The organism is Exiguobacterium sp. s146, assembly GCF_018618415.1.
In the GTDB taxonomy this organism is placed as follows: Bacteria; Bacillota; Bacilli; order Exiguobacteriales; family Exiguobacteriaceae; genus Exiguobacterium.
The window spans coordinates 231,905-254,571 of the sequence record NZ_JACSMA010000001.1 but is presented as its reverse complement, the minus strand read 5'-3'; the positions used below and the strand labels follow the sequence as shown (position 1 = coordinate 254,571).

At 54.1% G+C, this 22,667-nt stretch carries 25 protein-coding genes; 3 read left to right on the top strand and 22 right to left on the bottom strand.

What is annotated here, in order from left to right; genetic code table 11:
* Positions 1 to 23 precede the first annotated feature (23 nt).
* The 7 genes from atpA to KNP83_RS01425 form a co-directional block, all read right to left on the bottom strand.
* A complete protein-coding gene (gene atpA / locus KNP83_RS01455; RefSeq protein WP_114165153.1) occupies positions 24 to 1,532 on the bottom strand; it encodes a F0F1 ATP synthase subunit alpha in 1,509 nt (502 codons plus the stop codon).
* Between the two features lie 18 nt (positions 1,533 to 1,550).
* Entirely contained in the window at positions 1,551 to 2,084 is a 534-nt protein-coding gene (locus KNP83_RS01450; RefSeq protein ID WP_114165154.1) for a F0F1 ATP synthase subunit delta, read from the bottom strand.
* Complete coding sequence (atpF, locus tag KNP83_RS01445; RefSeq protein ID WP_131436383.1) at positions 2,084 to 2,611, bottom strand: F0F1 ATP synthase subunit B; 528 nt, start codon at positions 2,609 to 2,611, stop codon at positions 2,084 to 2,086. Before atpF ends, KNP83_RS01450 begins: the two co-directional genes overlap by 1 nt.
* Before the next feature lie 71 nt (positions 2,612 to 2,682).
* Positions 2,683 to 2,904 (bottom strand): F0F1 ATP synthase subunit C, encoded by a 222-nt coding sequence (atpE, locus tag KNP83_RS01440; RefSeq protein WP_012727360.1) that lies wholly within the window; start codon positions 2,902 to 2,904, stop codon positions 2,683 to 2,685.
* Positions 2,905 to 2,972: 68 nt separating this feature from the next.
* Positions 2,973 to 3,710 carry a F0F1 ATP synthase subunit A gene (gene atpB, locus KNP83_RS01435; RefSeq protein ID WP_114165155.1) on the bottom strand — a complete coding sequence of 246 codons (738 nt, stop codon included), beginning with the start codon at positions 3,708 to 3,710 and terminating at the stop codon, positions 2,973 to 2,975.
* Positions 3,710 to 4,138 (bottom strand): ATP synthase subunit I, encoded by a 429-nt coding sequence (locus tag KNP83_RS01430; RefSeq protein ID WP_214759616.1) that lies wholly within the window; start codon positions 4,136 to 4,138, stop codon positions 3,710 to 3,712. Before KNP83_RS01430 ends, atpB begins: the two co-directional genes overlap by 1 nt.
* A complete protein-coding gene (locus KNP83_RS01425; protein ID WP_214759606.1) occupies positions 4,135 to 4,362 on the bottom strand; it encodes a hypothetical protein in 228 nt (75 codons plus the stop codon). The genes KNP83_RS01430 and KNP83_RS01425 overlap by 4 nt, the downstream gene beginning before the upstream one ends.
* 645 nt (positions 4,363 to 5,007) lie before the next feature.
* Here KNP83_RS01425 and KNP83_RS01420 point away from each other — a divergent pair.
* The gene (locus KNP83_RS01420; protein ID WP_251139213.1) at positions 5,008 to 6,408 is read left to right on the top strand and encodes an FAD-binding oxidoreductase; all 1,401 of its coding nucleotides are present in this window, start codon (positions 5,008 to 5,010) and stop codon (positions 6,406 to 6,408) included.
* Positions 6,405 to 7,736 carry a (Fe-S)-binding protein gene (locus KNP83_RS01415; protein WP_251139146.1) on the top strand — a complete coding sequence of 444 codons (1,332 nt, stop codon included), beginning with the start codon at positions 6,405 to 6,407 and terminating at the stop codon, positions 7,734 to 7,736. Before KNP83_RS01420 ends, KNP83_RS01415 begins: the two co-directional genes overlap by 4 nt.
* A gap of 327 nt (positions 7,737 to 8,063) precedes the next feature.
* On the opposite strand, the gene upp is transcribed toward KNP83_RS01415, so the two are convergent.
* From upp to glyA, 9 genes are all read right to left on the bottom strand, one after another.
* Positions 8,064 to 8,693 (bottom strand): uracil phosphoribosyltransferase, encoded by a 630-nt coding sequence (gene upp / locus KNP83_RS01410; RefSeq protein ID WP_021066126.1) that lies wholly within the window; start codon positions 8,691 to 8,693, stop codon positions 8,064 to 8,066.
* Between the two features lie 143 nt (positions 8,694 to 8,836).
* Entirely contained in the window at positions 8,837 to 10,105 is a 1,269-nt protein-coding gene (locus tag KNP83_RS01405) for a glycoside hydrolase family 191 protein (RefSeq protein ID WP_214759597.1), read from the bottom strand.
* 361 nt (positions 10,106 to 10,466) lie between these two features.
* Complete coding sequence (locus KNP83_RS01400; RefSeq protein ID WP_214759595.1) at positions 10,467 to 11,696, bottom strand: hypothetical protein; 1,230 nt, start codon at positions 11,694 to 11,696, stop codon at positions 10,467 to 10,469.
* Positions 11,697 to 11,823: 127 nt separating this feature from the next.
* On the bottom strand, positions 11,824 to 12,552 hold the full coding sequence (locus KNP83_RS01395; protein WP_251139145.1) for a hypothetical protein: 729 nt from the start codon (positions 12,550 to 12,552) through the stop codon (positions 11,824 to 11,826).
* 116 nt (positions 12,553 to 12,668) lie between these two features.
* Positions 12,669 to 13,907 carry a sensor histidine kinase gene (locus KNP83_RS01390; RefSeq protein WP_214759591.1) on the bottom strand — a complete coding sequence of 413 codons (1,239 nt, stop codon included), beginning with the start codon at positions 13,905 to 13,907 and terminating at the stop codon, positions 12,669 to 12,671.
* Between the two features lies 1 nt (position 13,908).
* Positions 13,909 to 14,586 carry a response regulator transcription factor gene (locus KNP83_RS01385; protein ID WP_214759589.1) on the bottom strand — a complete coding sequence of 226 codons (678 nt, stop codon included), beginning with the start codon at positions 14,584 to 14,586 and terminating at the stop codon, positions 13,909 to 13,911.
* Positions 14,587 to 14,656: 70 nt separating this feature from the next.
* Complete coding sequence (locus tag KNP83_RS01380) at positions 14,657 to 14,926, bottom strand: hypothetical protein (protein WP_214759586.1); 270 nt, start codon at positions 14,924 to 14,926, stop codon at positions 14,657 to 14,659.
* A 108-nt stretch (positions 14,927 to 15,034) separates the two neighbouring features.
* Positions 15,035 to 15,961: a hypothetical protein gene (locus KNP83_RS01375; protein ID WP_214759584.1), complete on the bottom strand. Its 927-nt coding sequence runs from the start codon at positions 15,959 to 15,961 to the stop codon at positions 15,035 to 15,037.
* A 3-nt stretch (positions 15,962 to 15,964) separates the two neighbouring features.
* Entirely contained in the window at positions 15,965 to 17,218 is a 1,254-nt protein-coding gene (gene glyA / locus KNP83_RS01370) for a serine hydroxymethyltransferase (RefSeq protein WP_214759583.1), read from the bottom strand.
* Between the two features lie 129 nt (positions 17,219 to 17,347).
* On the opposite strand from glyA, the gene KNP83_RS01365 reads away from it, so the two are divergent.
* Positions 17,348 to 18,133: an alpha/beta hydrolase gene (locus tag KNP83_RS01365; RefSeq protein ID WP_214759581.1), complete on the top strand. Its 786-nt coding sequence runs from the start codon at positions 17,348 to 17,350 to the stop codon at positions 18,131 to 18,133.
* Positions 18,134 to 18,165: 32 nt separating this feature from the next.
* On the opposite strand, the gene KNP83_RS01360 is transcribed toward KNP83_RS01365, so the two are convergent.
* The 6 genes from KNP83_RS01360 to prfA are packed head-to-tail and all read right to left on the bottom strand — an operon-like array spanning position 18,166 to position 22,592.
* Entirely contained in the window at positions 18,166 to 18,708 is a 543-nt protein-coding gene (locus tag KNP83_RS01360) for a TIGR01440 family protein (RefSeq protein ID WP_214761596.1), read from the bottom strand.
* Entirely contained in the window at positions 18,705 to 19,145 is a 441-nt protein-coding gene (rpiB, locus tag KNP83_RS01355; protein ID WP_021066115.1) for a ribose 5-phosphate isomerase B, read from the bottom strand. Before rpiB ends, KNP83_RS01360 begins: the two co-directional genes overlap by 4 nt.
* A gap of 4 nt (positions 19,146 to 19,149) precedes the next feature.
* Complete coding sequence (locus tag KNP83_RS01350) at positions 19,150 to 19,650, bottom strand: low molecular weight protein arginine phosphatase (RefSeq protein WP_214759580.1); 501 nt, start codon at positions 19,648 to 19,650, stop codon at positions 19,150 to 19,152.
* Positions 19,651 to 19,685: 35 nt separating this feature from the next.
* Positions 19,686 to 20,684 (bottom strand): L-threonylcarbamoyladenylate synthase, encoded by a 999-nt coding sequence (locus KNP83_RS01345; protein WP_214759578.1) that lies wholly within the window; start codon positions 20,682 to 20,684, stop codon positions 19,686 to 19,688.
* Positions 20,650 to 21,522, bottom strand: a complete 873-nt coding sequence (gene prmC, locus KNP83_RS01340; RefSeq protein WP_214761594.1) for a peptide chain release factor N(5)-glutamine methyltransferase — start codon at positions 21,520 to 21,522, stop codon at positions 20,650 to 20,652. Before prmC ends, KNP83_RS01345 begins: the two co-directional genes overlap by 35 nt.
* Positions 21,522 to 22,592 (bottom strand): peptide chain release factor 1, encoded by a 1,071-nt coding sequence (prfA, locus tag KNP83_RS01335; protein ID WP_214759575.1) that lies wholly within the window; start codon positions 22,590 to 22,592, stop codon positions 21,522 to 21,524. The genes prmC and prfA overlap by 1 nt, the downstream gene beginning before the upstream one ends.
* Between the last annotated feature and the right edge of the window lie 75 nt (positions 22,593 to 22,667).

Genomic DNA, 22,667 nt, shown 5'->3' with positions numbered 1-22,667 from the left:
CTTAATAGACGCTCGTCACCGGATTAAACCGATGGCGAGAACGTCTTTTTGAATTCCGTAAGCGCATCGACCATCGCCTCGTCAGCAGGAAGGTTTCCTGTTTGACGGATTTCACGGCAGAGGTCCGCACGGTTTTGGTCGAGCCATGCGTTCATTTCTTTTTCGAAACGACGGATGTCTTCAACTGGGACGTCATCGAGATGACCTTTCGTGAGTGCGTAGATGATGATAACTTGCTTGTCGACCGAGAGCGGTGCGTTCAAGTCTTGTTTCAAGACTTCAACGGTACGTTGTCCACGGTTCAATTTCGCTTGTGTCGCTTTGTCGAGGTCCGACCCGAACTGGGCGAACGCTTCGAGCTCACGGTATGACGCGAGGTCAAGACGGAGCGTACCGGCAACTTTCTTCATCGCTTTCACTTGAGCCGAACCACCAACACGCGATACCGAGAGACCGGCGTTAATCGCTGGACGTACCCCTGAGAAGAAGAGATCCGACTGAAGGAAGATTTGACCGTCTGTGATCGAGATAACGTTCGTCGGGATGTAAGCCGAGATATCCGACGCTTGTGTCTCGATGAACGGAAGTGCTGTCAACGAGCCGCCGCCGAGTTCGTCGTTCAACTTCGCCGCACGCTCAAGAAGGCGTGAGTGGAGGTAGAAGACATCCCCTGGGTAGGCTTCGCGGCCTGGAGGACGGCGGAGAAGAAGCGAGAGCTCACGGTAAGCTGCCGCTTGTTTCGAGAGGTCATCATACACGACGAGGACATGTTGTCCGCGGTCCATGAAGTACTCACCCATCGATACCCCAGCGAATGGTGCGAGGTAAAGAAGTGGGGCTGGCTGTGAAGCCGATGCCGAAACAACGATCGTGTAATCGAGGGCGCCGTTTTGACGGAGCGTCTCAACTACGCCACGCACAGTCGATTCTTTCTGACCGATGGCGACGTAGATACAGATCATGTTTTCTTCTTTTTGGTTGATGATCGCATCGATTGCGACCGAAGTCTTACCAGTTTGACGGTCACCGATGATGAGCTCACGCTGACCGCGACCGATTGGTACGAGGGCGTCAATCGCCTTAATCCCAGTTTGGAGCGGTTCGTGAACTGACTTACGGGCCATAACGCCGTAAGCTTTACGCTCGATCGGGTTGTATGTGTCCGTCACGATCGGTCCGAGACCGTCGATTGGTTGTCCGAGTGGGTTGACGACGCGTCCGAGGAGCGCTTCACCGACTGGAACTTCCATGATGCGGCCCGTACGTTTTACCGAGTCGCCTTCTTTAATGCCTTTGTAGTCGCCAAGGATGATAATCCCGACGTTACCTTCTTCTAAGTTTTGCGCCAAGCCCATTACGCCGTTAGAGAACTCTACGAGTTCCCCCGCCATAACGTTATCGAGTCCGTATGCACGAGCGATACCGTCACCTACTTGAATGACTGTACCTGTCTCACTGACTTCGATTTCAGAACCGTACGAAGCGATCCGCTCTTTTAGCAGGGCGCTGATTTCTTCAGCTTTGATCGTCATTGAATTCACCCCTATTTCTTACGCATTCAACAATTCACGCTCGAGGCGTGTTAGTTTGTTTTCGATTGTGTCATCATACGTCGTGTAGCCGATCTGGACACGGAGTCCACCGATGACGTCTTCATCGACGACGTTCTTCAATTGAAGCGTCTTGTTCATCTTCTGACCGAAGACGAGTTCGACTTCTTTCAACTCTGTTGCCGACAACGGGTAAGCACTCGTGACGAACCCTTCGGCGATGCCACGGTAGTCGTTGATGTAATCAAGGACGTAGCGCGACAAGCCGCGAACTTCGCTCGCACGGTCGTTTTCGACCATGACGAGAAGTGTGTTGAGCACGATATCTGTCATGTCACCAAAGCTATGTGTTAAAAGCTGTGCAAGCTCGCTGTCACTGATTGCCGGATTCTCTAAGAGATTCGCAAGTTCAGGAGTCGCGTGGAGCACTTCATCGAGCAGACGCACTTCCGCTTCGACTTGGTCGAGCGTGCCTTGTTCCCGCGCTAAGTCGAAGAGCGCTTTGGCATAGCGTTTTGCTAACGATGTGTTCATCAGTTAGCACCTTTCGCTTTAGACAGGAAGTCTGAAACGAGGGCACGTTGTTTCGCTTCGTCGCCTTTAAGGTCTGACTGAAGGACGTGGCGTGCGGCCGAGAGCGCCTGTGTGACGACTTCGGTCTGGAGCGATTGTTTCGCGAGCTCACGCTCACGTTCGATCGCTTTACCCGCCTCGATTTTAATTTGTTCGGCTTCCAAACGCGCCTGCTCCACCAAGCGTGCTTGTTCCGCTTCTGCTTGACGACGGCTTGAATCAAGCATTTCTTTCGATTCTGTACGTGCTGCGCTGAGCGCGTCACGTTGTTCAACTACATATGTTTCCGCATCTTTGCGGCTCTTTTCAGCGAGCTCAATTTCGTTCGCTACATACTCTTCACGCTGTCTCATCATTCCAAGGAGTGGTCCCCAAGCAAATTTCTTCAACAGGGCCAAGAGTACGAGGAATGTGAAAAGTGTAAAGATCATATCCAGGATGCGGAGGCCTTCGCCGCCAGCACCAGCTGCAATCATCATCGTATCCATGCATACCCTCCTCTTGACTAAATAAGTGAGGGAGACACGCTCCCTCTTACGTTGTTCTCGTTAACTCGTAATCAAGAGTTGAGGAGAAGGAAACCGACAGCCACACCGATGATCGGGAGGGCCTCAACCAAACCGATACCGATGAACATTGTTTGACGAAGTTCGTTTTTGAGTTCTGGCTGACGTGCTTGTCCTTGTACTGTTCCGTATACGATAAGACCGTTACCGATACCTGCCGCGAGTGCTCCAAGACCGATAACGAGTGCTGTTGCGAGAAGATTGAGTTGTTCCATTGTGTATATTCCTCCTAAAAGTTAAGTAAATAGTTTTTTGTTCAACGCTTTGGCGAGACCTGCCCGAATTAATGCTCGGCAGAAGCTTTATGCCCGATGTACACCATTGCAAGCGTCAGGAAAATGTAGGATTGGATAACCCCGATAAAGATTGAGAAGCCTTGCCATAAAATCATTGGGAGAACTGCGAACACAGCACCGAGCGGGTTAAGTGCCCCTTCTGCGGTAATTGCGAGTCCCAAGATGATGGTAATCATGATTTCACCGGCAAAGATGTTACCGTAAAGACGCAGACCGAGCGTCAAGGTGTTCGCGAACTCCTCGATGAGCTTGATCGGCAATAAGAACCAGACCGGCTTCACGAATTCCGCCGAGTAGTGCTTCAAACCGTGTAGCTTCACGCCGTAGTAGTGCGACATTGCAACGACGAGTGTCGACAATGCCAACGTGACGTAAGGATCGGCCGTCGGTGAGTTGAACCATAGATAGTGACCAGAAATGACGTTAAACGGTAGACCCATCAAGTTCGAGAAGAGAATGAACAAAATCAACGTCATTCCAAACCCGATGAAACGGCCACCTGTCTTCCAGTCCATCGCACTCGAGATAATCCCGCGTGTGAATTCTGCGAAGAATTCCATTAAGTTCTGCTTACCGGTCGGCTTCATAGCCAAGCGTCGCGTTCCCCAAACGGCAAACGTAAATACGAGTAGTGATGCGATCAGCACCGTAATGACGTTCGTCCAGCTCCCATATAACGTATAATCTCCGAGTTGTAGAGAATATGTGGGAAACTCATGACCCATTAGTATTCACCTCTTTTCCTGCTGAGCTGGGCAAGTGTGAACTCGCCAAATTGTATGATGTGGCCGGCGATTAGACCAGTTACCACCGCAATCAGCGATACTCGATCCTCATAAAAGAGACCGACTATCACGGCTAGTGCACCGACTGCCATTCTTGAAACAGTCCCGTGCGACTTTGGGCGTCGTCCATGTTCGATGACATCATACATCCGTATGACGCTTCGATTCTGCATATGTAGAATAATGAGACTGGCGACCCCGCCTAGGAACAAGCCGAGAAACATCGGTTTGTACATAGGAACGATGAGCGCTCCGATTAGGAGAATGGCGAACCATCCGCTAAACCACTTCGTATAGCGTTTCATCAACTGCTTCTGTGCTTTTCTGTCTGCCTGCACTTGTTGTAATTCCGTTTGTTCTAGCTTCATTCGTCCTCTCCTGTCAGTAAACTTCGAAGGGTGAGAACAAGCGCCGTGATTCCGAGAGCCATGCCCAGAAACACCGACACATTCCAACCGAACGTGCCCCAAATTTCACGTCTCGCCCCGTATTGGCCAACGAGATAACCGATGACGATCGGTCCAGCGAGCGCGGTCGAAATTTGAGAGGCGAGCGAGGCGTAGGATAGGTAACGATTGTCTTTTTTCGTCATCCAAATCCCCCTTTCGAGCTGCCGTGCTTTCCATCTTCTTGATCGAATTCACACTCGCGTGACCATCAAAAGTCACACAAGTTCAGAGTACTGGAAATGGCATAAGAAGTCAATGAATTTCACAATTATAAAAGCGCTTTAAATCAAGGTGTATCAAGGCTTTTACGCAGTTCACAAACTAAATTAAAATCGCTAAATTTTAAAAAAGTATGAAGAAACGGTGAAATAAAAATGTTGACTTTATAACATTTCATATTACGAATCAGATGAAGAATAGTTCAGTTATACCTCCACGTTTTGGAAAACACAATGAAAAACGGCTTACGTTCACAAAAGGTTTTGAAACGAACGTTGACCCGATTTTGAAATCGTTTTCATCGTCCTGTATCAGTATACCGATTATCTTTTTGTCGTGTCGAGGGGTTCTGACGAATTTGTAGTGATGAATCTCACAGGACGTTTTTGACCGTCCACGCGTCTGGAAATCCCTTCCCATCAAGCCGAAATGGGTGGACAATACCAGTTCGAATGGCTACGATTACGATGTAAGCGCTATCTAAAAATGTGTCGATTTTGTGACTTTCGAAACCGACGCCCGCATCGTGAGCATTTTGATGCGTGTGAGGAGGAACTACCATGGACTGGATGAATCAATTACGCGAGGAAATCGGTGACGATGTCGTCTTCACAGACCCGACGACCCGACTCGCTTATTCGTTTGACGCGACACCGAACTATCAAGCGATGCCCGATGCCATCGTCGCTCCCCGTTCGACCGAACATGTACAGGCCGTACTGCGATTGTGCCATGCACACCGCATCCCGGTCGTCCCCCGCGGGTCGGCGACGAACCTTGCCGGTGGGACGACGCCACTCTCCGGTGGTGTCGTCATGGACTTCCGGCATATGGACCGCATCCTTGAGATCGATGAGAAGAATTTGACGGTCACGGTCGAACCGGGTTGCATCACCGCCCACTTGGCCCAAGCCGTCGAGGCGCAAGGCCTGTTCTATCCGCCGGACCCGAGCTCGATGAAAATCTCGACGATTGGCGGGAACATTAGTGAGAACTCGGGCGGGTTACGCGGGTTGAAGTACGGCGTGACGGCCGATTACGTGCTCGCGCTCGAGGCGGTGCTCCCGAACGGCGACGTGCTCCTTACGGGCGGAAAGCTCGCCAAGGACGTGGCCGGATATGATTTAACCCGTCTCCTCGTCGGCTCGGAAGGGACGCTCGCCGTCATTACACAAGCGACGCTCAAGCTCATCCCGCTCCCCGAGATGAAACAGACGATGCTTGCCTATTTCGAGGACTTGGACAGCGCGGCCCGAACGGTGAGCCGCATCATCGAGAACCGCGTCATTCCGGCGACACTCGAGTTCATGGACAAGAAGACGATTGAGGTCGTCGAGGCATATGCGAACATCGGATTGCCGACAGACGTGGGCGCTCTCCTTCTATTAGAACAGGACGGCCCGCGTGACGTCGTCCGACAAGATATCGAGGCGATGCACGCCGTCTGTTTAGCCGAAGGCGCCTTATCGGTCGAAGTGGCCCGTGACGAAGCGCACGCCGAAACGTTGCGTTACGCCCGACGGATTGCCTTGTCCGCCCTCGCCCGGCTCAGTCCGACGACGATTTTAGAAGATGCGACGGTGCCGCGGAGCGAGATTGCCGAGATGGTCCGACGCATCGAAGCGATCGGACGGGCGTATGACATTCAAATCGCCACGTTCGGCCATGCCGGGGACGGCAACTTGCATCCGACGGTCGCGACCGACGCCCGGAATCATGAGGAGATGGAACGCGTCGAGGCGGCGTTCGCCGATATTTTTGCCGCCGCGCTCGACCTTGGCGGGACGATCACCGGCGAGCACGGCGTCGGGGCGATGAAAGCCCCGTATCTGGAATGGAAGCTCGGACCGGCCGGAATCGACGTCATGAAAGGCATCAAACTCGCCTTCGACCCGCACGGCATCATGAACCCGCAGAAGATGTTCGCCAAAGCGGCGAAGAAACGGATCGTCCAAGGAGGCCAATCATGAAGCAGTCGCCCGAACTCGCCACCCGCATGACCGACAAGCTCGACTATGAAGAGATGCTCGGCTGCATGCGCTGCGGCTTTTGCCTGCCGACGTGCCCGACGTACATCCGCTCGAAAGACGAGTCGGCCTCCCCGCGCGGTCGTATCGCCATCATGAAAGGTGTCGTCGACGGATTGATTGAACCGGATGCGGGCGTCGAGAAGACGCTCAACGAATGTCTCGGCTGCCTCGCCTGCGAGCCGGCATGCCCGGCCGGGGTGCGCTATAGTGTCCTGCTCGAGGACGCCCGCGCCGCCATCACCGAACATAAACGCGCGACCGGGCAGATGCCGGTCCGCGAACGTCTCGTCCGGAAAGTCGTCTTTGACGGCCTGTTCTTGAACAAGGCGAAGATGGAGACGGCGACGGGCTTGCTACGCTTCTATCAACAGTCAGGAGTCCAGACGCTGACGCATAAGCTCCGCATTCTCGATTGGTTCCCGGACCAGTTGCAGAAGATGGAGACGATCTTACCAACGGTTCCGCCGAAGACGGAACGGAAGCGACGCCCCGAACTGATTCAAGCGACCGGCGCAACGACGGCCCGGGTCGCCTTCTTCAGCGGTTGCTTGATGGACACGATGTTTTATGAGACGAATGCGAACACGATCAAGCTGCTTCAAGCGGCGGGTTGCGACATCGTCATCCCGAACGCGCAACAGTGTTGCGGCGCGTTGCATGGCCATGCCGGTGAACAGACGGGTGCCGTCACGCTCGCCAAGCAGAACATTGCGGCGTTCGAAGCAGAGGACGTCGATTACATCATCACGAACGCTGGTGGTTGCGGCGCGTTCCTCGTCGGCTATGACCATCTGTTGAAACACGATCCAGAATGGGCCGAACGGGCCGAACGATTCACAGCCAAGATTAAAGACTTCGCGTCGATCTTGCTTGAGGTCGGCTTCCTCGACCGCGTACCGCTCGCCCTGCCGGAACAACTCATCACGTATCAAGACTCGTGCCACTTGCGCAACGTGCAAAAAGGGGCGCTCGCCCCACGGTTCTTGTTACAGGCGATTGAAGGCGCCGTCTATATCGAACAGAAGCATGCCGACCATTGTTGCGGCTCGGCCGGCGTCTATAACTTGTTACAACCGGTCATCGCGAACGATATTCTCGAAATGAAGATGGGACACGTGAACGCGACCGCGGCTCAGACGATCGTCACATCAAACCCGGGCTGTCACATGCAGATGCAGCTCGGGATTCAAGAACATGGGACCGACTCGATGCGCGCCGTCCATTTGGCCGATTTGCTCGTCGAGGCGATGGACCATCATGCGATTTAACCAAAGGAGAGGAAGACACTGGCTACAAGTGTCTTCCTCTCTTTTTTTATTTCGAATAAAAAAGGGAAATAATAGTCCCCACTTTATCAGACATTCAAACTCCTTTTTTGAAAATAATGTTTACAATCACCTGACAACGGGCATATAAGATTATGTGAAAATAATTATTGAAAAGGGTGACTGCATGATCGAGTTCAAACAAGTGAAGAAGACATTCAAGCAAACGACCGTCTTGAAAGAGATGAACCTTACCATTAATTTGAATCGATGGTGCACATTCCCACAAAAAAAGAGAGGATTACTAGGATCCTCTCATCGGGTTTTAGCTTATTTTGTTCCGAACAGACGGTCACCTGCGTCACCGAGTCCTGGGACGATGTAGCCGTGGTCGTTCAACTTCTCGTCAAGTGCGGCGAGATAGATTTCGACGTCCGGGTGTTCGGCTTGAACACGTTCCACACCTTCAGGGGCTGCACAGAGGCAAGCGAGCTTAATCGACTTGGCACCGTGCTTTTTAAGCGCGGCGATAGCGTCGGCTGCTGAACCGCCTGTCGCGAGCATCGGGTCGACGACGATGAAGTCACGTTCTGTGACGTCCGTCGGTAACTTGAGATAGTATTCGTGCGGCTCGAGCGTCTCTGGGTCACGGTATAAACCGATATGACCGACTTTGACGTTCGGCATCATCTTGAGGAAGCCATCCACCATGCCGAGGCCTGCCCGTAAAATTGGGACGATTCCCAATTTCTTGCCGGCGATCATCTTCTGTGTCGATACAGAGACCGGTGTCTCAATTTCCACATCAGTAAGCGGAAGGTCGCGTGTAATTTCATATGCCATGAGTGACGAAACCTCGTCTACGAGTTCACGGAACTGTTTCGTCCCCGTCTCTACTTTACGCATAATCGTCATCTTGTGCTGAATCAATGGGTGGTCATAAACGTGTACTTTGCCCATCATGCTTCACTCCTCTCTCAATCTCTCTTGAGCATTGTACCCTAACTTTTCTGAGAAAGGTAGGGTCAACTTCTGTTTTTGAAGAGGTCAGACGAAACCCGAAGGAACGGAATCGATCCTTCGGGGTTCAGGTGACGCCTCGATTAGAATTTGAAGAATTTTAGAAAACCGGCCGTCTGGTGCTTCACTTTGCCACACATCTTGCCTTTGAATGACTTGTGCTGTGCTGAGGCATCATGCTTTTTAGCATGTTTCTTGGCATGCTTTTTCGCCTTCTTCTCTTTCTTCTCTTTCTTGTCTTGCTTCCAGTTCGCTTTGGCTTTTTGCTTCGACTCAGTCGGCTTTTCCGTCGCGGCATCCGTTTTCGGTGCTGAGACTGGTTTTGCGACAGGCTTTGGCGTCGTTTCGGTTACTGGTTTTGTTGTTGTCGTCGTAGCCGGCTTCGTCGTTGTCGTTTCAGCTGGCTTCGTCGTTGTCGTTTCAGCTGGCTTCGTCGTTGTCGTTTCAGCTGGCTTCGTCGTTGTCGTCGTAGCCGGCTTCGTCGTTGTCGTCGTAGCCGGCTTCGTCGTTGTCGTTTCAGCTGGCTTTGTTGAAGGTGCTACTGCGACCGGTGCCGGTGTCGGCGCCGTATCCTGTGTGCGCGTCACGAGACCGGCATTCCAGTTCACATAAGCATCCGCTTCGTGGAAGTGGATGAATCCAGAATCTTTGGCCAGTTTATGGCTATCCGCGCTGAGACGTGTCGAAATCGTGAGCGTCTTGACCGAATGCTTCGCGTCGACCGCTTGTAATTTCTTAATCATGTTTTGTGACCAAGCGTCACTCTTGATTGTGTCGGCGTTGAAGCTCTCCCACATGATGCCATCGACGTAAGGTGCCGTTGACGTTTCCAATGTGTCGAAGCCCCAGTTTTGGACCATGGCGAGATCGCCATAGCGGGCACGTGCTTGTTTCAAGAAGTTGACGAGTCCGTCACGTTGCTGCTTGAGCACGGTCGGGTTGTTCAAATGTTCGTTATCGATATCGCCGACCGTATCCATGAACACGCCATCGATGCCTTTGGCAACGACTTGGTTCTGGATTTCCGTGAGGAGTAACCCTTGGAAGTGCGGTGAAGCGATGTTCGTCAAGTACGAATCCCATTCCGAGTAATGGACACGTTGTCCGTTACGCGTAAAGAAGTCACCTGACTGAAGTTTTGACATGAGACCCGTGTTCCATGTCGCGACTTCCATGACGCTAATATATCCGAGTACTTTTGTCCCGCGTGCTTTGATTTGCTCCACTTGCGCTTTCGTGTAATGGAGCGGCTCAATGATGACGAGGTCATAGTTTTGCATATCTTTTAAAATCGCTGCCGTTGGATGGCCATAATACACTTGATAGTTCTTCACACCGTCGAGTGGGTTCATGGTTTCTGCCCCCGTTTTAGACATGCTCAAACTAACAATCAACAACACTGCCGTTAGAGACATCATTAACTTTTTCAATTTCACTACCTATTCCTCTCTTGATGATTGACAAAACGTGGTGACGGACGATGATGGTTGAATGGAATTGTGTCTCGTTGCTCCCCCTTTTCTGATATTCAAGTGACGAGAAGGTTAGTGCTGTGTGTTTTATGGATGTATCGGATTCGTGTATGTAATGTTGAACCTTCGCAAAAAAAATTATAGGATAGTTTTTTACGAAAACATAGTGTCAATTTGACAACAAAAACCCGTCTCACGACATGAAAGTGTCATGAAACGGGAAGAGTAATTAGTTTGTCGTTCATATGTCAGTGTCGAGCAATTCCTCAAATTCCAGTTGATCAATCAAATAGACCCGCTTCGTCTCGACGTCCATCAGTTGGAGGGAATCTTTCCCTTCTTCCATCCAAACGTCGAACCGTTGCTCGGTCAACTGCTCATACAATGCGAGCGTCCCTCGCCGTTCGCCTGTCGGTGCGGCACTCGTCGTCTGTACGTGGGACAACAATTTGAACAGTTCACGCGTGTTCGGGCCACCGAGGTGGACCGTCTTCGTCTCCGTCTCGTACGTCGCCAACCGCATCGCCTCTTTTTGCTCCGACGTGATCGTCAATTCACCGGCGCCCGGTCGTTGGACGGTCCCCCATATTTCAATCACAGTCCCGTATCGGCTAGACAGTGCGGCAGAGTCGTGTTGCGAGACATCCTTAATCGGCTCATCCGCGAGCACGATTCGTTTCAAGAGACGCCGACCCTCGGTATCTAAATTGAAAATCCCTTCCCTCGAGTCGATTTGCACATACTCGCCCGAAAGCGAATCGGGTAACACGGCGCGATCCCACGCCTGCTGAGTTCCCATTTGAAGCGTGATCCGACGGTCCGCCAACTGGGTTAAGAACGCGACGCCTTCATTTTTGCCGCTCTCGAAGACGAACAGGCCTGGCTCAATCAGTTGCCCCGTCTCGGCACCGCCTTGATAAACCTGATAGGTGACGTGGAGCGCCCCTCGGTCCGGCGTATGGTACCGGAAAATCGAACCGGGAATAATCGTCTCATGCGTCTTATTGACCGCGAAAACACTCGTCACTGTCGCGACATCCGGTTCAGGAACGAACGATAACGTGTTCCCGACATCGACTTCCCGCGGTTCTAACGCGGTTACAGACTCGAACGCATCGAGTGCACCCGTGCGGAAAACACGCTCGTTTTGTTCGGTGCTGTTCAAACAAGAGACGTAACGCTCGTCCCCGCTCCCCCAATATTTGACGGTCTTGCTGCCCAATTCATCATAGAAGGGGTGGCGGAATGTGATGGCCGCCAGTTCGGCCCGACGCGTCGGTAACACGTCTGTCGGTTGTCGCTCACAGTAAGATAACAGTCGCGTTTTCAACGCGGACGTCAACGGAACGTCTCGGTCTTGTTGAATCGCATACGTCGACAGCGGTCGTAAATTGAGCGCATTGATTTCATTAGCCCCGCAACCACTTAATAGTACGGCAGCCAAACTTATCAGACCGATTGCGTTTTTCATCCCGTCCCCTCCTTTCACATTTATTTGGTTAAATCGCCTAAATTTTTCTTTTTCACCTTATCATACAATAATAATTACGACTTTTGATATAAGAATAAACAAAAAATGCCACTTGCGTGGCATTTTGTTAGTCGTTGTCGCGATCATCATCTTGATCATCGTCACGGTCGTCATCTTGGTCGTCATCATTTTGATCGTCGTTTTGATCATCCTGATCGTCCTGGTCATCCCGGTCATCTTCACGCTCAATCTCTTTTACTTGTTCTTGAAGGTTCAACTCGAGTTTGACGCGGTCACCGGCCTTTGGCGTCTCGTCATCGATTTCGTAGTGGCTTGCGAGTTGGAACGTCTCTGACTTGCCGTCACGCTCGATTGTCACGTCACGGTCCGACAAGCTGACGAACGTGCCATAGATGTCGAAGTCATCACTTTCACGGTCGACTTCCTTCACTTCTTCGTTTTGATTGAATTCGAGTTTGACGCGGTCACCGGCTTTCGGTGTATCGTCGTCAATCTCATGACGGGCCGCGAGCGGATACGTCGATTCTTTACCGCTGAAGCTGATCGTCACGTCACGGTCCGATAAGCTGACGAGGGTCCCATACAATTCATAATCATCGTCATCGACCGAGCGGACCGGCGTATCGCTCGACGCTGACCCTTCTGACGATGTGGCCGCCTCTTGACTCGCGTCATCTTGCGCGTCGTTTGCGGCATCATCGGTTCCACTGTTCACACTATCGACCGCCCGTGGGACGATGACCGTGTCCGTCTTGTCGTTCGCGACATACAACCCAATCCCGGCGACGGCTAGTACCGCCAACCCGACTCCTAAAATCCATCCGATTAATTTCATGATGTCTCCTCCTCGTTTCATGTGGTGAACTTGTTCTACATCTTCATCATAGAACGGTGACCTTAGAGCACCACGAGGATTCCATTAGAAAATGATGAGAATCTGCGAAAGATTTGTCATGTTGTGACGTAAAAAACACTGCCGTCCGGCGCGTTCGCATAACTGCCGACCGTCCATCCGTTCAAGTCCGCCACTTCTTTGGCGATGGCGAGGCCGAGTCCGCTGCCGCTCCGGTCTCGCGCCTCATCGAGTCGATAGAAGCGGTCGAACAGCCGCGCCCGGTCTTCCTCACTGAGCGTCGTCCCATGGTCGCGTACTTCGATGCGGTTCGGCGTCATCGTCACGCGCGTGTCGGTCGCATACTTCAAGCTGTTATCGATGAAGATGACGACTAGCCGTTGCAACGAATCGCGATGCCCGCGCCATGTGCCCATCGCTTCAATTGGCACGTGGACACCGTGCGATCGTTCGAATCGCTCGGTCAACTGTTCGGCCAGCTCGGTCAAGGTAATCGCTTCGGTCTCTACGTCTTCGAGCGAGGAGAAGCGACTCAACTCGAGCATCGGTTCAATCAAGTCCTCACGCATTTGCCGCGACTCGGTCAAGATGTGATCGATTGCCTCGTCACGGACGGCCGGGTCGCTCTGTCCCCAGCGCCGAAGCAGTTTGGCGTACCCTTCGATGACGGTGAGCGGTGTCTTCAGTTCATGTGAAACATCGGCGACGAAACGTCGTTGTTGCTCCATCGACCCTTCGACCCGCGCAATCATCTGGTTGAAGCCCGTCGCGAGCGTCGACACCTCATCTTTGTCCTTGCCGACATCGATTGTCTCGAGCGTACCCGACTCGGTGATTCGTTCCATCGTCGATTCGAGACGGCGTAATGGGTTGAGCCCTTGGCGTACGATCCACAAACTGCCGAGGAACGTCACCGCCACGGCAATCAGGAAGATGACGAGGAAAATCGTCGCCAGCGTCCGCAGCGTCTCACTGACGGCCGCGTCTTGAAAGGCGTAACCAAGCCCATTCGACGTCGCGATGACGAACCAATCATCGACGAGCGCCGGTTCCCCGAAATTGACCGGGAATCGAAGAGCGCCATCGGCCTGTCCGCCGATGATGCCCCAATCGCCGTTCGCCTGCCGTTCGAGCACGACACTGTCCTCGTGCAACGACAAGACGGCTTGTTGGTTCCGCTCGTCTTCCTCGAGCAGGCTGAGCGCCTGGCGCAAAACATCATAACGAGCGTCGACGATCTGTTGGCGCGATACGAGCCAGGCGACACCGAACGAGGTGATCAGCAGGAACAACATGAACCCCGCCATCGCCAAGGCGATTTTCGTCCGTAGCTTCACCTTATTCACCACGCTTCAACATATAGCCGACGCCTCGGACCGTCTGAATCCAAGAGCCACCGAGTTTCTTCCGGACATAGCGGACGTACACATCAACGACGTTCGTGTCCCCGTAATAATCGAATCCCCAGACGTGTTCGACGAGTTGGTCGCGTGTGAGCACGCGTTCGGGATGTTCGAGCAGATAGACGAGCAAATCGAACTCACGTCGGGTCAAGTCAATTTTTTGCCCCTCATACATCACTTCATGGCGATTGACGTCGACGGTCAACCCTTCATAAGAGAGGACCCGTTCACTCGTATCGACTTGGACGTGTTGGCGCATCCGTAAGAACGCCCGGATCCGCGCGAGCAACTCTTCCATCTCGAACGGCTTCGTGATGTAATCGTCGGCCCCGAGGTCGAGCCCGCTCACTTTGTCATAGCGGTCCCCGCGTGCCGTCACCATCAATACAGGGAGGAGCGGTTGCTCTTCTTTGACGCGGCGCACGACTTCGAGTCCGCTCATCTGTGGCAACATGACGTCGAGCAACATCAAGTCAATCCCTCCGGCGAGCGCTCGGTCGAGTCCGGCCCGTCCGTCATGGGCCACTTCGACCTGATACCCGGCATGCATGAGTTCGAGTTCGAGTAGTCTGGCAATTTTAGCATCGTCTTCGACGACGAGAATCGTAGGCATGACATTCATCCTTTCTCAAAAAAACGCCGAGCAGTCCGCCCGACGCATCATTTATGTGTTCCCGGATTCCTCAGTCAAAAAACGGACGAACCGCTTCGGGAATCGCTTGTTCGACGCGCAGTTCGAGCGAGTCGCCGATTTGGTCGAATCTCGTCTCGAACCCTTCTACTTGAAACGCCACATCGGTCCCGACTTGGGCGATTTGGTCGAGCCACGCATTACCCGTCAACGTGAATAATAAGAATCCGGCGACCCCGGCCGCCATGAGCGTCAATGCGAGCGCACCGACCATCACCCCTCGAATCAATCTTCCAATCTTTCCTCTGCTAGTTGAGCGCATATGTCCCTCTCCCTTATCCTTTTTCTTTACTGTACGGGAGCGAGCTGAGAAAGAGCGGTGAAATAGATTAGAATTTGATGAGAAAAAGGTCACAGCGCAGCTGCGACCTCAGTCTTCCTCGAGCACCGATTTAGCAATCGGGGCCCAGTACGTCCCGTCCATGGCGGCGACTTCGGCGAGCGTCGTCCGGTACGTGTCGTCCCCGGCCTTCTTCTCGGCGATGCCTTTCATCCATAAGACGTCCGCCTTATATCCCGACTCCGGATACGTGTCGACATAGGCGGCATAATCGGCGATGTCTGCTTCGCCGAGCTTGTTGTCGACGAGCAACCGATAAAATCCGACGGCCTGTTCCTGACCGGCTTTCGCCTTGCCGACGAGGAGCGCGTCGGCTTCCTCATAACGCTTGTCCGAGACGAGCGTCTCGACTTTACCGAGCGGGATGACGGCCGGCGCTTCCGGGGCTTCGACCGTCTCATCCTCGGTTTGAAGCGCCTCGTTCGCTTCCTCGAGTCGAGCAACTTCTTGTTCGAGTTCTTCTAACCGTTTCGCGAGTGCCTCATCCTCGGTCACGGTCACGACCCGTTCATCCGATGCGGTCGGCGTCACGGGAGGCGGCTCCGCATCTGGCCAAAGGAAGAGCGCGACCAGACCAAGGCCGACGACGAGCGGCAGACCGAGCCAAGATTTGTTCCATTTAAAGGCGTTACGCCAAGCCGACAAGTCCGCATGACCCGTGACGGCCGGCGAGAACGAACGAAAGCGGCGCTGGGCCGCCTTCCTTCCGTTCGCCTTCACTTCGAGCGCAAGCCCGAGCCGATGAAACGCCGCCGGCACTTTCATCCCGAGAAGCGGTACAATCCGTTCACTTGCCTCGATATAATAGCCATGGTCGAGCAGCGTCGTCACGACCCCGAACTCGTTCGCGACGAGGCGAAACGTCGGGTCATGCTCTCCTTTTCGGACGAGCCATTCCGTCATATCGATGAGCGGCAGTTCCGCAAGTTCCCGTTCTGCGAGTGTCCGTACGTCCATTCGTCAGCCTCGTTCAGGGTAGAGCGCGAACTTCGACGTCAACGCGCGAACTGCTTCGTGCGCTTCCGCGAGCACTGCTTCATCTTCATGATTCGTCAAGACGCGTCCAATCAAGCGAGCGACTTCACGCATATCGTCTTCTTTCAATCCGCGTGTCGTCATCGCGGCCGTCCCGAGACGAATCCCGCTCGTGACGAACGGGGATGCTGGATCGAACGGAATCGTGTTCTTATTGACCGTGATGCCAGCTGCGTCGAGTGCATGCTCGGCCGCTTTCCCGGTGATGTCGATGCCGCGGAGGTCGACGAGGAGAAGGTGGTTATCCGTACCGCCCGATACGATGCGGAGTCCTTCCTCTTCTAACCCTTGGGCGAGTACTTGTGCGTTCTTGATGACTTGTGCCTGATAGTCTTTGAACTCAGGTTGGAGCGCCTCCCCGAACGCCACGGCCTTCGCCGCGATGACGTGCATGAGCGGACCACCTTGAATCCCTGGGAAAATCGACTTGTCAATCGCCTTAGCGAACTCTTCTTTACAGAGGATCATCCCACCGCGTGGGCCGCGGAGCGTCTTGTGCGTCGTCGTCGTCACGAAATGCGCGTGCTCGACCGGGTTCGGATGAAGACCGGCCGCGACTAGACCGGCGATGTGGGCCATGTCGACCATGAGGTAAGCACCGACGCTATCGGCGATTTCACGGAACTTGGCGAAGTCGATCGTCCGCGGGTACGCCGAGGCACCAGCGACGATGAGTTTTGGTTTATGTTCTTTTGCGAGGGCTGCGACAACGTCATAATCGATATGTTCTGTCTCTTTGTCCACACCGTATTCGACGAAATTGTACTGAACGCCTGAGAAGTTGACCGGACTTCCGTGCGTCAAATGGCCACCGTGCGACAAGTTCATGCCGAGCACCGTGTCCCCTGCTTCAAGGACGGTGAAGTAAACGGCCATGTTCGCTTGAGCACCCGAGTGCGGCTGGACGTTGGCGTGTTCTGCACCGAACAGCTCCTTGGCGCGATCGCGCGCTAAGTTCTCGGCCACGTCGACGAACTCACATCCACCGTAGTAGCGACGGCCTGGATAACCTTCTGCGTACTTGTTCGTGAGCACGCCGCCTTGCGCTTCCATGACTGCTTCTGAGACAAAATTCTCCGAGGCAATGAGTTCGATGTTCTCGCGTTGGCGACCGAGCTCATGTTGCATCGCTTCAAACAATTCCGCATCCTGCACTTTCAACTTCGTCGTGTTTACCATGTTGAAACCCCCTCTGAATGTTTAAAAATCAACACCCCCATCGTAACATATGCTTCTTTTTTTGGGTATCGTCTAATCCAACGGCAAGTCGGGTATCATATGAAAGAAGACGATCAGAGGAGGATGTTTATGATTGAGACAAAGCAAATTACCATCACCCCGTTCGAGCGTGAACGGACGATTCGGATTTACACGCCGGCCGATTACGAGTTGACGGACAAGCGGTATCCCGTCCTGTATATGCATGATGGACAGAACGTGTTCGACGACGAGGATGCGAGCTATAAGATGAGTTGGCGCGCCGGTGAGTACATGGACGCCTCGAAGCGCGACATCATCATCGTCGGCATCGACAGCGCCCCAGGCGAGATGCGGCTCGACGAGTACGGTCCGTGGGAGAACCCGTACATCGGCGAGAGCCTGCTCGGCCAAGACGTGACGCTCGGCGGCCAAGGGTCGGCCTATATCGAATACATCACCCAAGAGTTGAAGCCGATGATTGACGCGAACTATCGGACGAAGCCGGACGAGACGGCGATGATGGGCAGCTCGATGGGCGGCTTAATCTCGATTTACGCCGCTTGCGTCTATCCTGACGTCTTCAAGCGCGTCGCTTCCTTGTCCTCGGCGTTCTGGTTCAACCAGACCGAGCTCGAGCAATTGATTGACGCGAGTGATTTGAACGGTGTCGAACGTCTATACATGGACGTCGGTCGCAAAGAAGTCGAACAGCCGTCAGCGGACGGACCGACGAACGAGATGTATCTCGAGTCGAGTGAGCGCGTCTACGCCCTGCTGCGCGATAAAGTTGACCACATCCGCTTCGAAGTCATCGAGGAAGGCGTGCATAACGAGCTCGCATGGCGTGAGCGCTTCCCGATGGTCGTCTCGTATCTATTCAGCGAAGCGTTATAACGCAAAAAAGTCGGTCGCGAGGACCGACTTTTTTATTTGGCTGGATAGTGGGCCCGCAGGCCGCCAATCAGTTTCGGCCGTGTGACCGCAAACGTGACGTACGCCTCACCGAGCTGTTTTGCCGATAACCGGACCGGAATCGCGACCGGCTTCAAATGCATACCGATCAGCGTCGAGCCGATATCGATGCCGGCATCCGCTTGAATCGATTCGACGACGCACGGGGCATCGAAGCGTTCATACGCTTTCTCCGCCATCGCCCCGCCCGCTGCACGGACCGGGACGACCGTCACTTCCGTCAACCCGAATTGCTTGAGCGTCCGACGTTCGACGGTAAGGGCACGGTTGATGTGCTCGCACCCTTGGAAAGCGAGGTGGACGCCGGTCTTGTCGCGAAACGCAAGGAACGCCTCGATTAACTCCGACGCCACATCAATCGAACCCGCCTTCCCGATCGTCTTGCCGACGACCTCGCTCGTCGAACAACCGATGACGAGCATCTTTTCCTCATCTAACGGAAACCGTTCATGCAACTCCGTCAATAAGTTCAAAAGCTCCGCCTTCATCGTCGTCACTTCGTTTCGTACGCGCTCATCTTGTCGACGCGGTTCGAGTGGCGTCCGCCTTCGAAGTCCGTATCGAGCCATGTCGCCACTAAATCGAGCGCAAGGCCCGGTCCGATGACGCGCTCGCCCATCGTCATGATGTTCGAGTCGTTATGTTGACGCGTCGCTTTCGCGCTGAACGAGTCGTGCACGAGTGCCGCTCGGATGCCTTTCACTTTGTTGGCGGCAATCCCGATGCCGATTCCCGTCCCACAAATCAAGATGCCACGGTCGAACTCGCCGGCCGCGACGGCTTCGGCGACCGGAATGGCTACGTCCGGATAATCGATTGACTCGGCCGAGTGGGTCCCGAAGTCCTTATACTCGTGTCCAAGCTCCTCTAATAATCCGATGATGTCTTTCTTCAAATTGAATCCGCCATGATCGGCGCCAATTGCGATTTTCATTCCGTCATTCCCCCGTCTTCTTTGGTAGGCGTCTCGGTGGTTTCGTCACCTTTGACCCGTCATTCGTCAATTTTAGCACAAGTCGATTCACGAGTGGTTCGAGTTCGTTTCGGACTTGGCGGTAGACGTTCATCGACCCTCCGAACGGGTCGTTAATATCACGTTCGAGCCCTGTGACAAACTCATATAACGTGAACGTGCGGTCGGCCAAATCCGGATACGTGTCCCGAATCTGTTCACGATGCGCCCGTGTCATCGTCAAGATGACGTCCGACCAGCGTCCGAGGACGTCGTCAAACGTCTGCGTGACGTGCTCGAGCTCAATCCCTCGTTCACGCAACACTTGGAGTGCATTTTCTGATGCGTCAAACCCTTGCATCGTCCGAAGCCCGGCTGAACGAATATCGAACTCGTCCCCCGTCACTTTCGAGCGGAGCAGGGCCATCGCCATCGGGCTTCGGCATGTGTTCCCACTACATATGAATAATACGCGTTTCATCGCCATCGCGTGATCCTCCTCTATGTCCTTCAGCCTCTTTCCTATGGACGGATGACTTTACCGCCAGCCGCCTTGTAGAGGCGGTTATATACGGCAAGAGCGACTCCCGTCGGTTCAATCCGATTCACGTAAATCTCTTCTACATCCGTCTCATCAAATTTACGCAACGCCTCGTATAGACGCTGGGCCGCCGTCTCCATCGAGTTACCGAGAGAGAGGGTGACGTCAGCCGGGGTCGTCGCTTCATCGAACACGAGCGCGCCAACTCGCTTGCCCGCTTCCTGTCGTGTCGTGACGACACGGACGAGGTCTTCGCGTCCTCCCTCCACTAAATAAAGGGGAGCACTCGGGGCGTAATGGGTGTACTTCATTCCTGGTGATCGTGGCGCAGCTGATTCATCGCTCAAATTGGCATCGAGAATGACCGGGCCGATGACCGCTTCAATCGCCTCTTTCGTCACGCCGCCCGGACGTAAAATCGTCGCCGGAGTCGTCGTGCAATCGATTACGGTCGACTCGACACCGATGCCTGTCGGTCCCCCATCCATAATACCCGCGATCCGACCGCTCAAATCATCTGCCACGTGCCGGGCCGACGTCGGGGATGGACGTCCCGAACGGTTCGCACTCGGTGCTGCCAGTCCAAGTCCCGATGTGCGGATCAAGTCGAGTGCGGCCGGGTGGTCTGGCATCCGTAATCCGATGGAATCCAGACCCGCCGTCACAAGTGACGACGCCCGACCGTTCGACGGTAAGATGATGGTCAAGGCACCGGGCCAAAACGCGTCCATCAAGCGTCTCGCGACCGGCGGAATGGTTTGCGCGAAATGTTCGGCCTGTTCGACCGTGGCGACGTGGACGATGAGCGGGTTGTCCGACGGTCTTCCTTTCGCCTCGAAAATCTTTTTGATGGCGACGTCGTTCGTCGCATCTCCGGCGAGTCCGTAGACGGTCTCCGTCGGGATGGCAATCACCTCGCCAGCCTTCAAGAGACGTACCCCTTCCTCAACTTCTGTCGGCTTGATCCATTTCGTTTCCATGCGCAATCCCTTCCCTCACGGCGTAGACGATTCGGTCTTTGCCGTTTATATCTTTTAAAATACCCGTTTCTGCTTCAGGATAACGTTCGGACAGGTACGATTTCACAACTTGTCCTTGATTATACCCGATTTCAAATGCAATCAATTGCCAATCGGCACACAGGACGCGCGTCGAGTCAGCGATGATCGTTCGATAAAAGTCGAGCCCGTCCGTTCCACCAAACAAGGCGAGGTGGGGCTCGAAGCCCGCGACCGTCTCATCGAGCAGTTCGTCCGCCTCGATATACGGCGGATTCGAGACGAGGACGCGAATCGAGGCGTCGGCAATCGGTGACAGGCAATCGCCTTCATGGAAGGACACGTCTGCCCCGAGCGCCGCTGCGTTTCGTTTCGCGACCGCAATCGCTTCCCGGGAAATATCAACCGTCTGGACACGGACACCGAGCTCGAGACTAAGCGTGATGGCGATCGCGCCGCTCCCGGTCCCGATGTCGACGATGTAATCGTCAGCCACGTCTCGCACATGCGCGACGACCCATTCAATCAGCTCTTCCGTTTCTGGACGCGGAATCAAGACGTCACGATTGACCTCGAACATCCGTCCATAAAACGGAGCATGGCCAATCAAGTGTTGGACCGGCTCGCCGGCTAAGAGACGCTCAAGCCCGGCTTCAAACGACGTCGTCTCTTTCATCGTCAATTCGTCAGACAGGCGGATGAGCAGTCCCGTCCGATCGACGTCAAGGACGTGCATGAGCCACCACTCCGCCGTCGAGGCGTCACGACCCGCGGCCGCAAGCTCCCGCTCCGCTTGTTTCAGCTTCGCTGCGATCCGCATCAATCGACATCCTCCATGAGACGAGCTTGTTCATCCATGACGAGGGCATCGATGATATCCTCAAGTTCACCGGCAAGAACACGGTCGAGCTTTTGGAGTGTCAGTCCGATGCGGTGGTCGGTCACACGGCTCTGCGGAAAATTATACGTCCGAATCCGCTCCGAGCGGTCTCCCGTCCCGACGGCAGACTTGCGTTGTGCCGACAGTTCTTGTAGGTGTTCGCTCTGCATCTTGTCGTACAGGCGGGCCCGGAGTACTTTGAGCGCCTTGTCCTTGTTTTTATGTTGCGACTTCTCGTCCTGACACGAGACGACAAGCCCCGACGGGATGTGCGTCAAGCGCACGGCTGATTGGGTCGTGTTGACCGACTGGCCACCCGGACCCGACGATGTGAACGTGTCGACGCGAACGTCTTTCATATCGATGTGCACTTCGACGTCCTCCGCTTCCGGCAAGACGGCGACGGTCGCCGTCGACGTATGGATGCGTCCGCCCGACTCGGTCGAGGGGACACGCTGAACCCGATGCGCCCCGTTCTCGAACTTCAGTTTCGAATAGGCGCCGGTCCCGTTGATGAGGAACGTCACTTCTTTGAAACCACCGAGTTCTGTATAGTTGGCATCGATCAACTCGGCCTTCCAATTCTGCCGTTCGGCGAACCGTGTGTACATCTTGTACAGGTCAACCGCGAACAAGGCCGCCTCGTCCCCTCCGGCCGCCCCGCGAATCTCGACGATGACGTTCTTGTCGTCGTTCGGGTCTTTCGGCAACAGCAAGACGCGTAGTTTCGCCTCGAGCGCCTTCACTTCCGGCTCGAGGAGTGACATCTCCTCTTTTGCGAGCTCGCGCATGTCGGCATCGAGCGTGCGGTCCTCGAGCATCGTTTTCGCTTCTTTATACGCCGTGCTCGTCTCTTTATAGTGACGGTACGCCTGCACCGTCTCTTCGAGCTGCGACTGTTCTTTGGAATATTGTCGTAATTTATTCGCATCGCTGAGCACTTCTGGGTCAGCGAGCATCTCATTTAATTGCATATAGCGTTCTTCTAATACGCTCAAACGGTCAAACATGATGATCCGTCCTTTCTCCGTCAAATCGAACTGTCTTCATTATAGCAAAAAACGAACCGCCGAGGGCGGTCCGTT

Coding starts and splice junctions, on each gene's coding strand:
- KNP83_RS01345 (WP_214759578.1), bottom strand. CDS start 20,684: ATGGAAACGAAATGGATCAAGCCGACAGAAGTTGAGGAAGGGGTACGT.
- KNP83_RS01350 (WP_214759580.1), bottom strand. CDS start 19,650: ATGGCGATGAAACGCGTATTATTCATATGTAGTGGGAACACATGCCGA.
- atpA (WP_114165153.1), bottom strand. CDS start 1,532: ATGACGATCAAAGCTGAAGAAATCAGCGCCCTGCTAAAAGAGCGGATC.
- KNP83_RS01425 (WP_214759606.1), bottom strand. CDS start 4,362: ATGACGAAAAAAGACAATCGTTACCTATCCTACGCCTCGCTCGCCTCT.
- prmC (WP_214761594.1), bottom strand. CDS start 21,522: ATGCGGATCGCAGCGAAGCTGAAACAAGCGGAGCGGGAGCTTGCGGCC.
- upp (WP_021066126.1), bottom strand. CDS start 8,693: ATGGGCAAAGTACACGTTTATGACCACCCATTGATTCAGCACAAGATG.
- KNP83_RS01400 (WP_214759595.1), bottom strand. CDS start 11,696: ATGAAAAACGCAATCGGTCTGATAAGTTTGGCTGCCGTACTATTAAGT.
- KNP83_RS01430 (WP_214759616.1), bottom strand. CDS start 4,138: ATGAAGCTAGAACAAACGGAATTACAACAAGTGCAGGCAGACAGAAAA.
- KNP83_RS01405 (WP_214759597.1), bottom strand. CDS start 10,105: ATGAACCCACTCGACGGTGTGAAGAACTATCAAGTGTATTATGGCCAT.
- atpB (WP_114165155.1), bottom strand. CDS start 3,710: ATGGGTCATGAGTTTCCCACATATTCTCTACAACTCGGAGATTATACG.
- KNP83_RS01365 (WP_214759581.1), top strand. CDS start 17,348: ATGATTGAGACAAAGCAAATTACCATCACCCCGTTCGAGCGTGAACGG.
- rpiB (WP_021066115.1), bottom strand. CDS start 19,145: ATGAAAATCGCAATTGGCGCCGATCATGGCGGATTCAATTTGAAGAAA.
- KNP83_RS01420 (WP_251139213.1), top strand. CDS start 5,008: ATGAATCAATTACGCGAGGAAATCGGTGACGATGTCGTCTTCACAGAC.
- atpE (WP_012727360.1), bottom strand. CDS start 2,904: ATGGAACAACTCAATCTTCTCGCAACAGCACTCGTTATCGGTCTTGGA.
- prfA (WP_214759575.1), bottom strand. CDS start 22,592: ATGTTTGACCGTTTGAGCGTATTAGAAGAACGCTATATGCAATTAAAT.
- KNP83_RS01380 (WP_214759586.1), bottom strand. CDS start 14,926: ATGCGCTCAACTAGCAGAGGAAAGATTGGAAGATTGATTCGAGGGGTG.
- KNP83_RS01385 (WP_214759589.1), bottom strand. CDS start 14,586: ATGCCTACGATTCTCGTCGTCGAAGACGATGCTAAAATTGCCAGACTA.
- KNP83_RS01395 (WP_251139145.1), bottom strand. CDS start 12,552: ATGAAATTAATCGGATGGATTTTAGGAGTCGGGTTGGCGGTACTAGCC.
- KNP83_RS01375 (WP_214759584.1), bottom strand. CDS start 15,961: ATGGACGTACGGACACTCGCAGAACGGGAACTTGCGGAACTGCCGCTC.
- glyA (WP_214759583.1), bottom strand. CDS start 17,218: ATGGTAAACACGACGAAGTTGAAAGTGCAGGATGCGGAATTGTTTGAA.
- KNP83_RS01450 (WP_114165154.1), bottom strand. CDS start 2,084: ATGAACACATCGTTAGCAAAACGCTATGCCAAAGCGCTCTTCGACTTA.
- KNP83_RS01415 (WP_251139146.1), top strand. CDS start 6,405: ATGAAGCAGTCGCCCGAACTCGCCACCCGCATGACCGACAAGCTCGAC.
- atpF (WP_131436383.1), bottom strand. CDS start 2,611: ATGGATACGATGATGATTGCAGCTGGTGCTGGCGGCGAAGGCCTCCGC.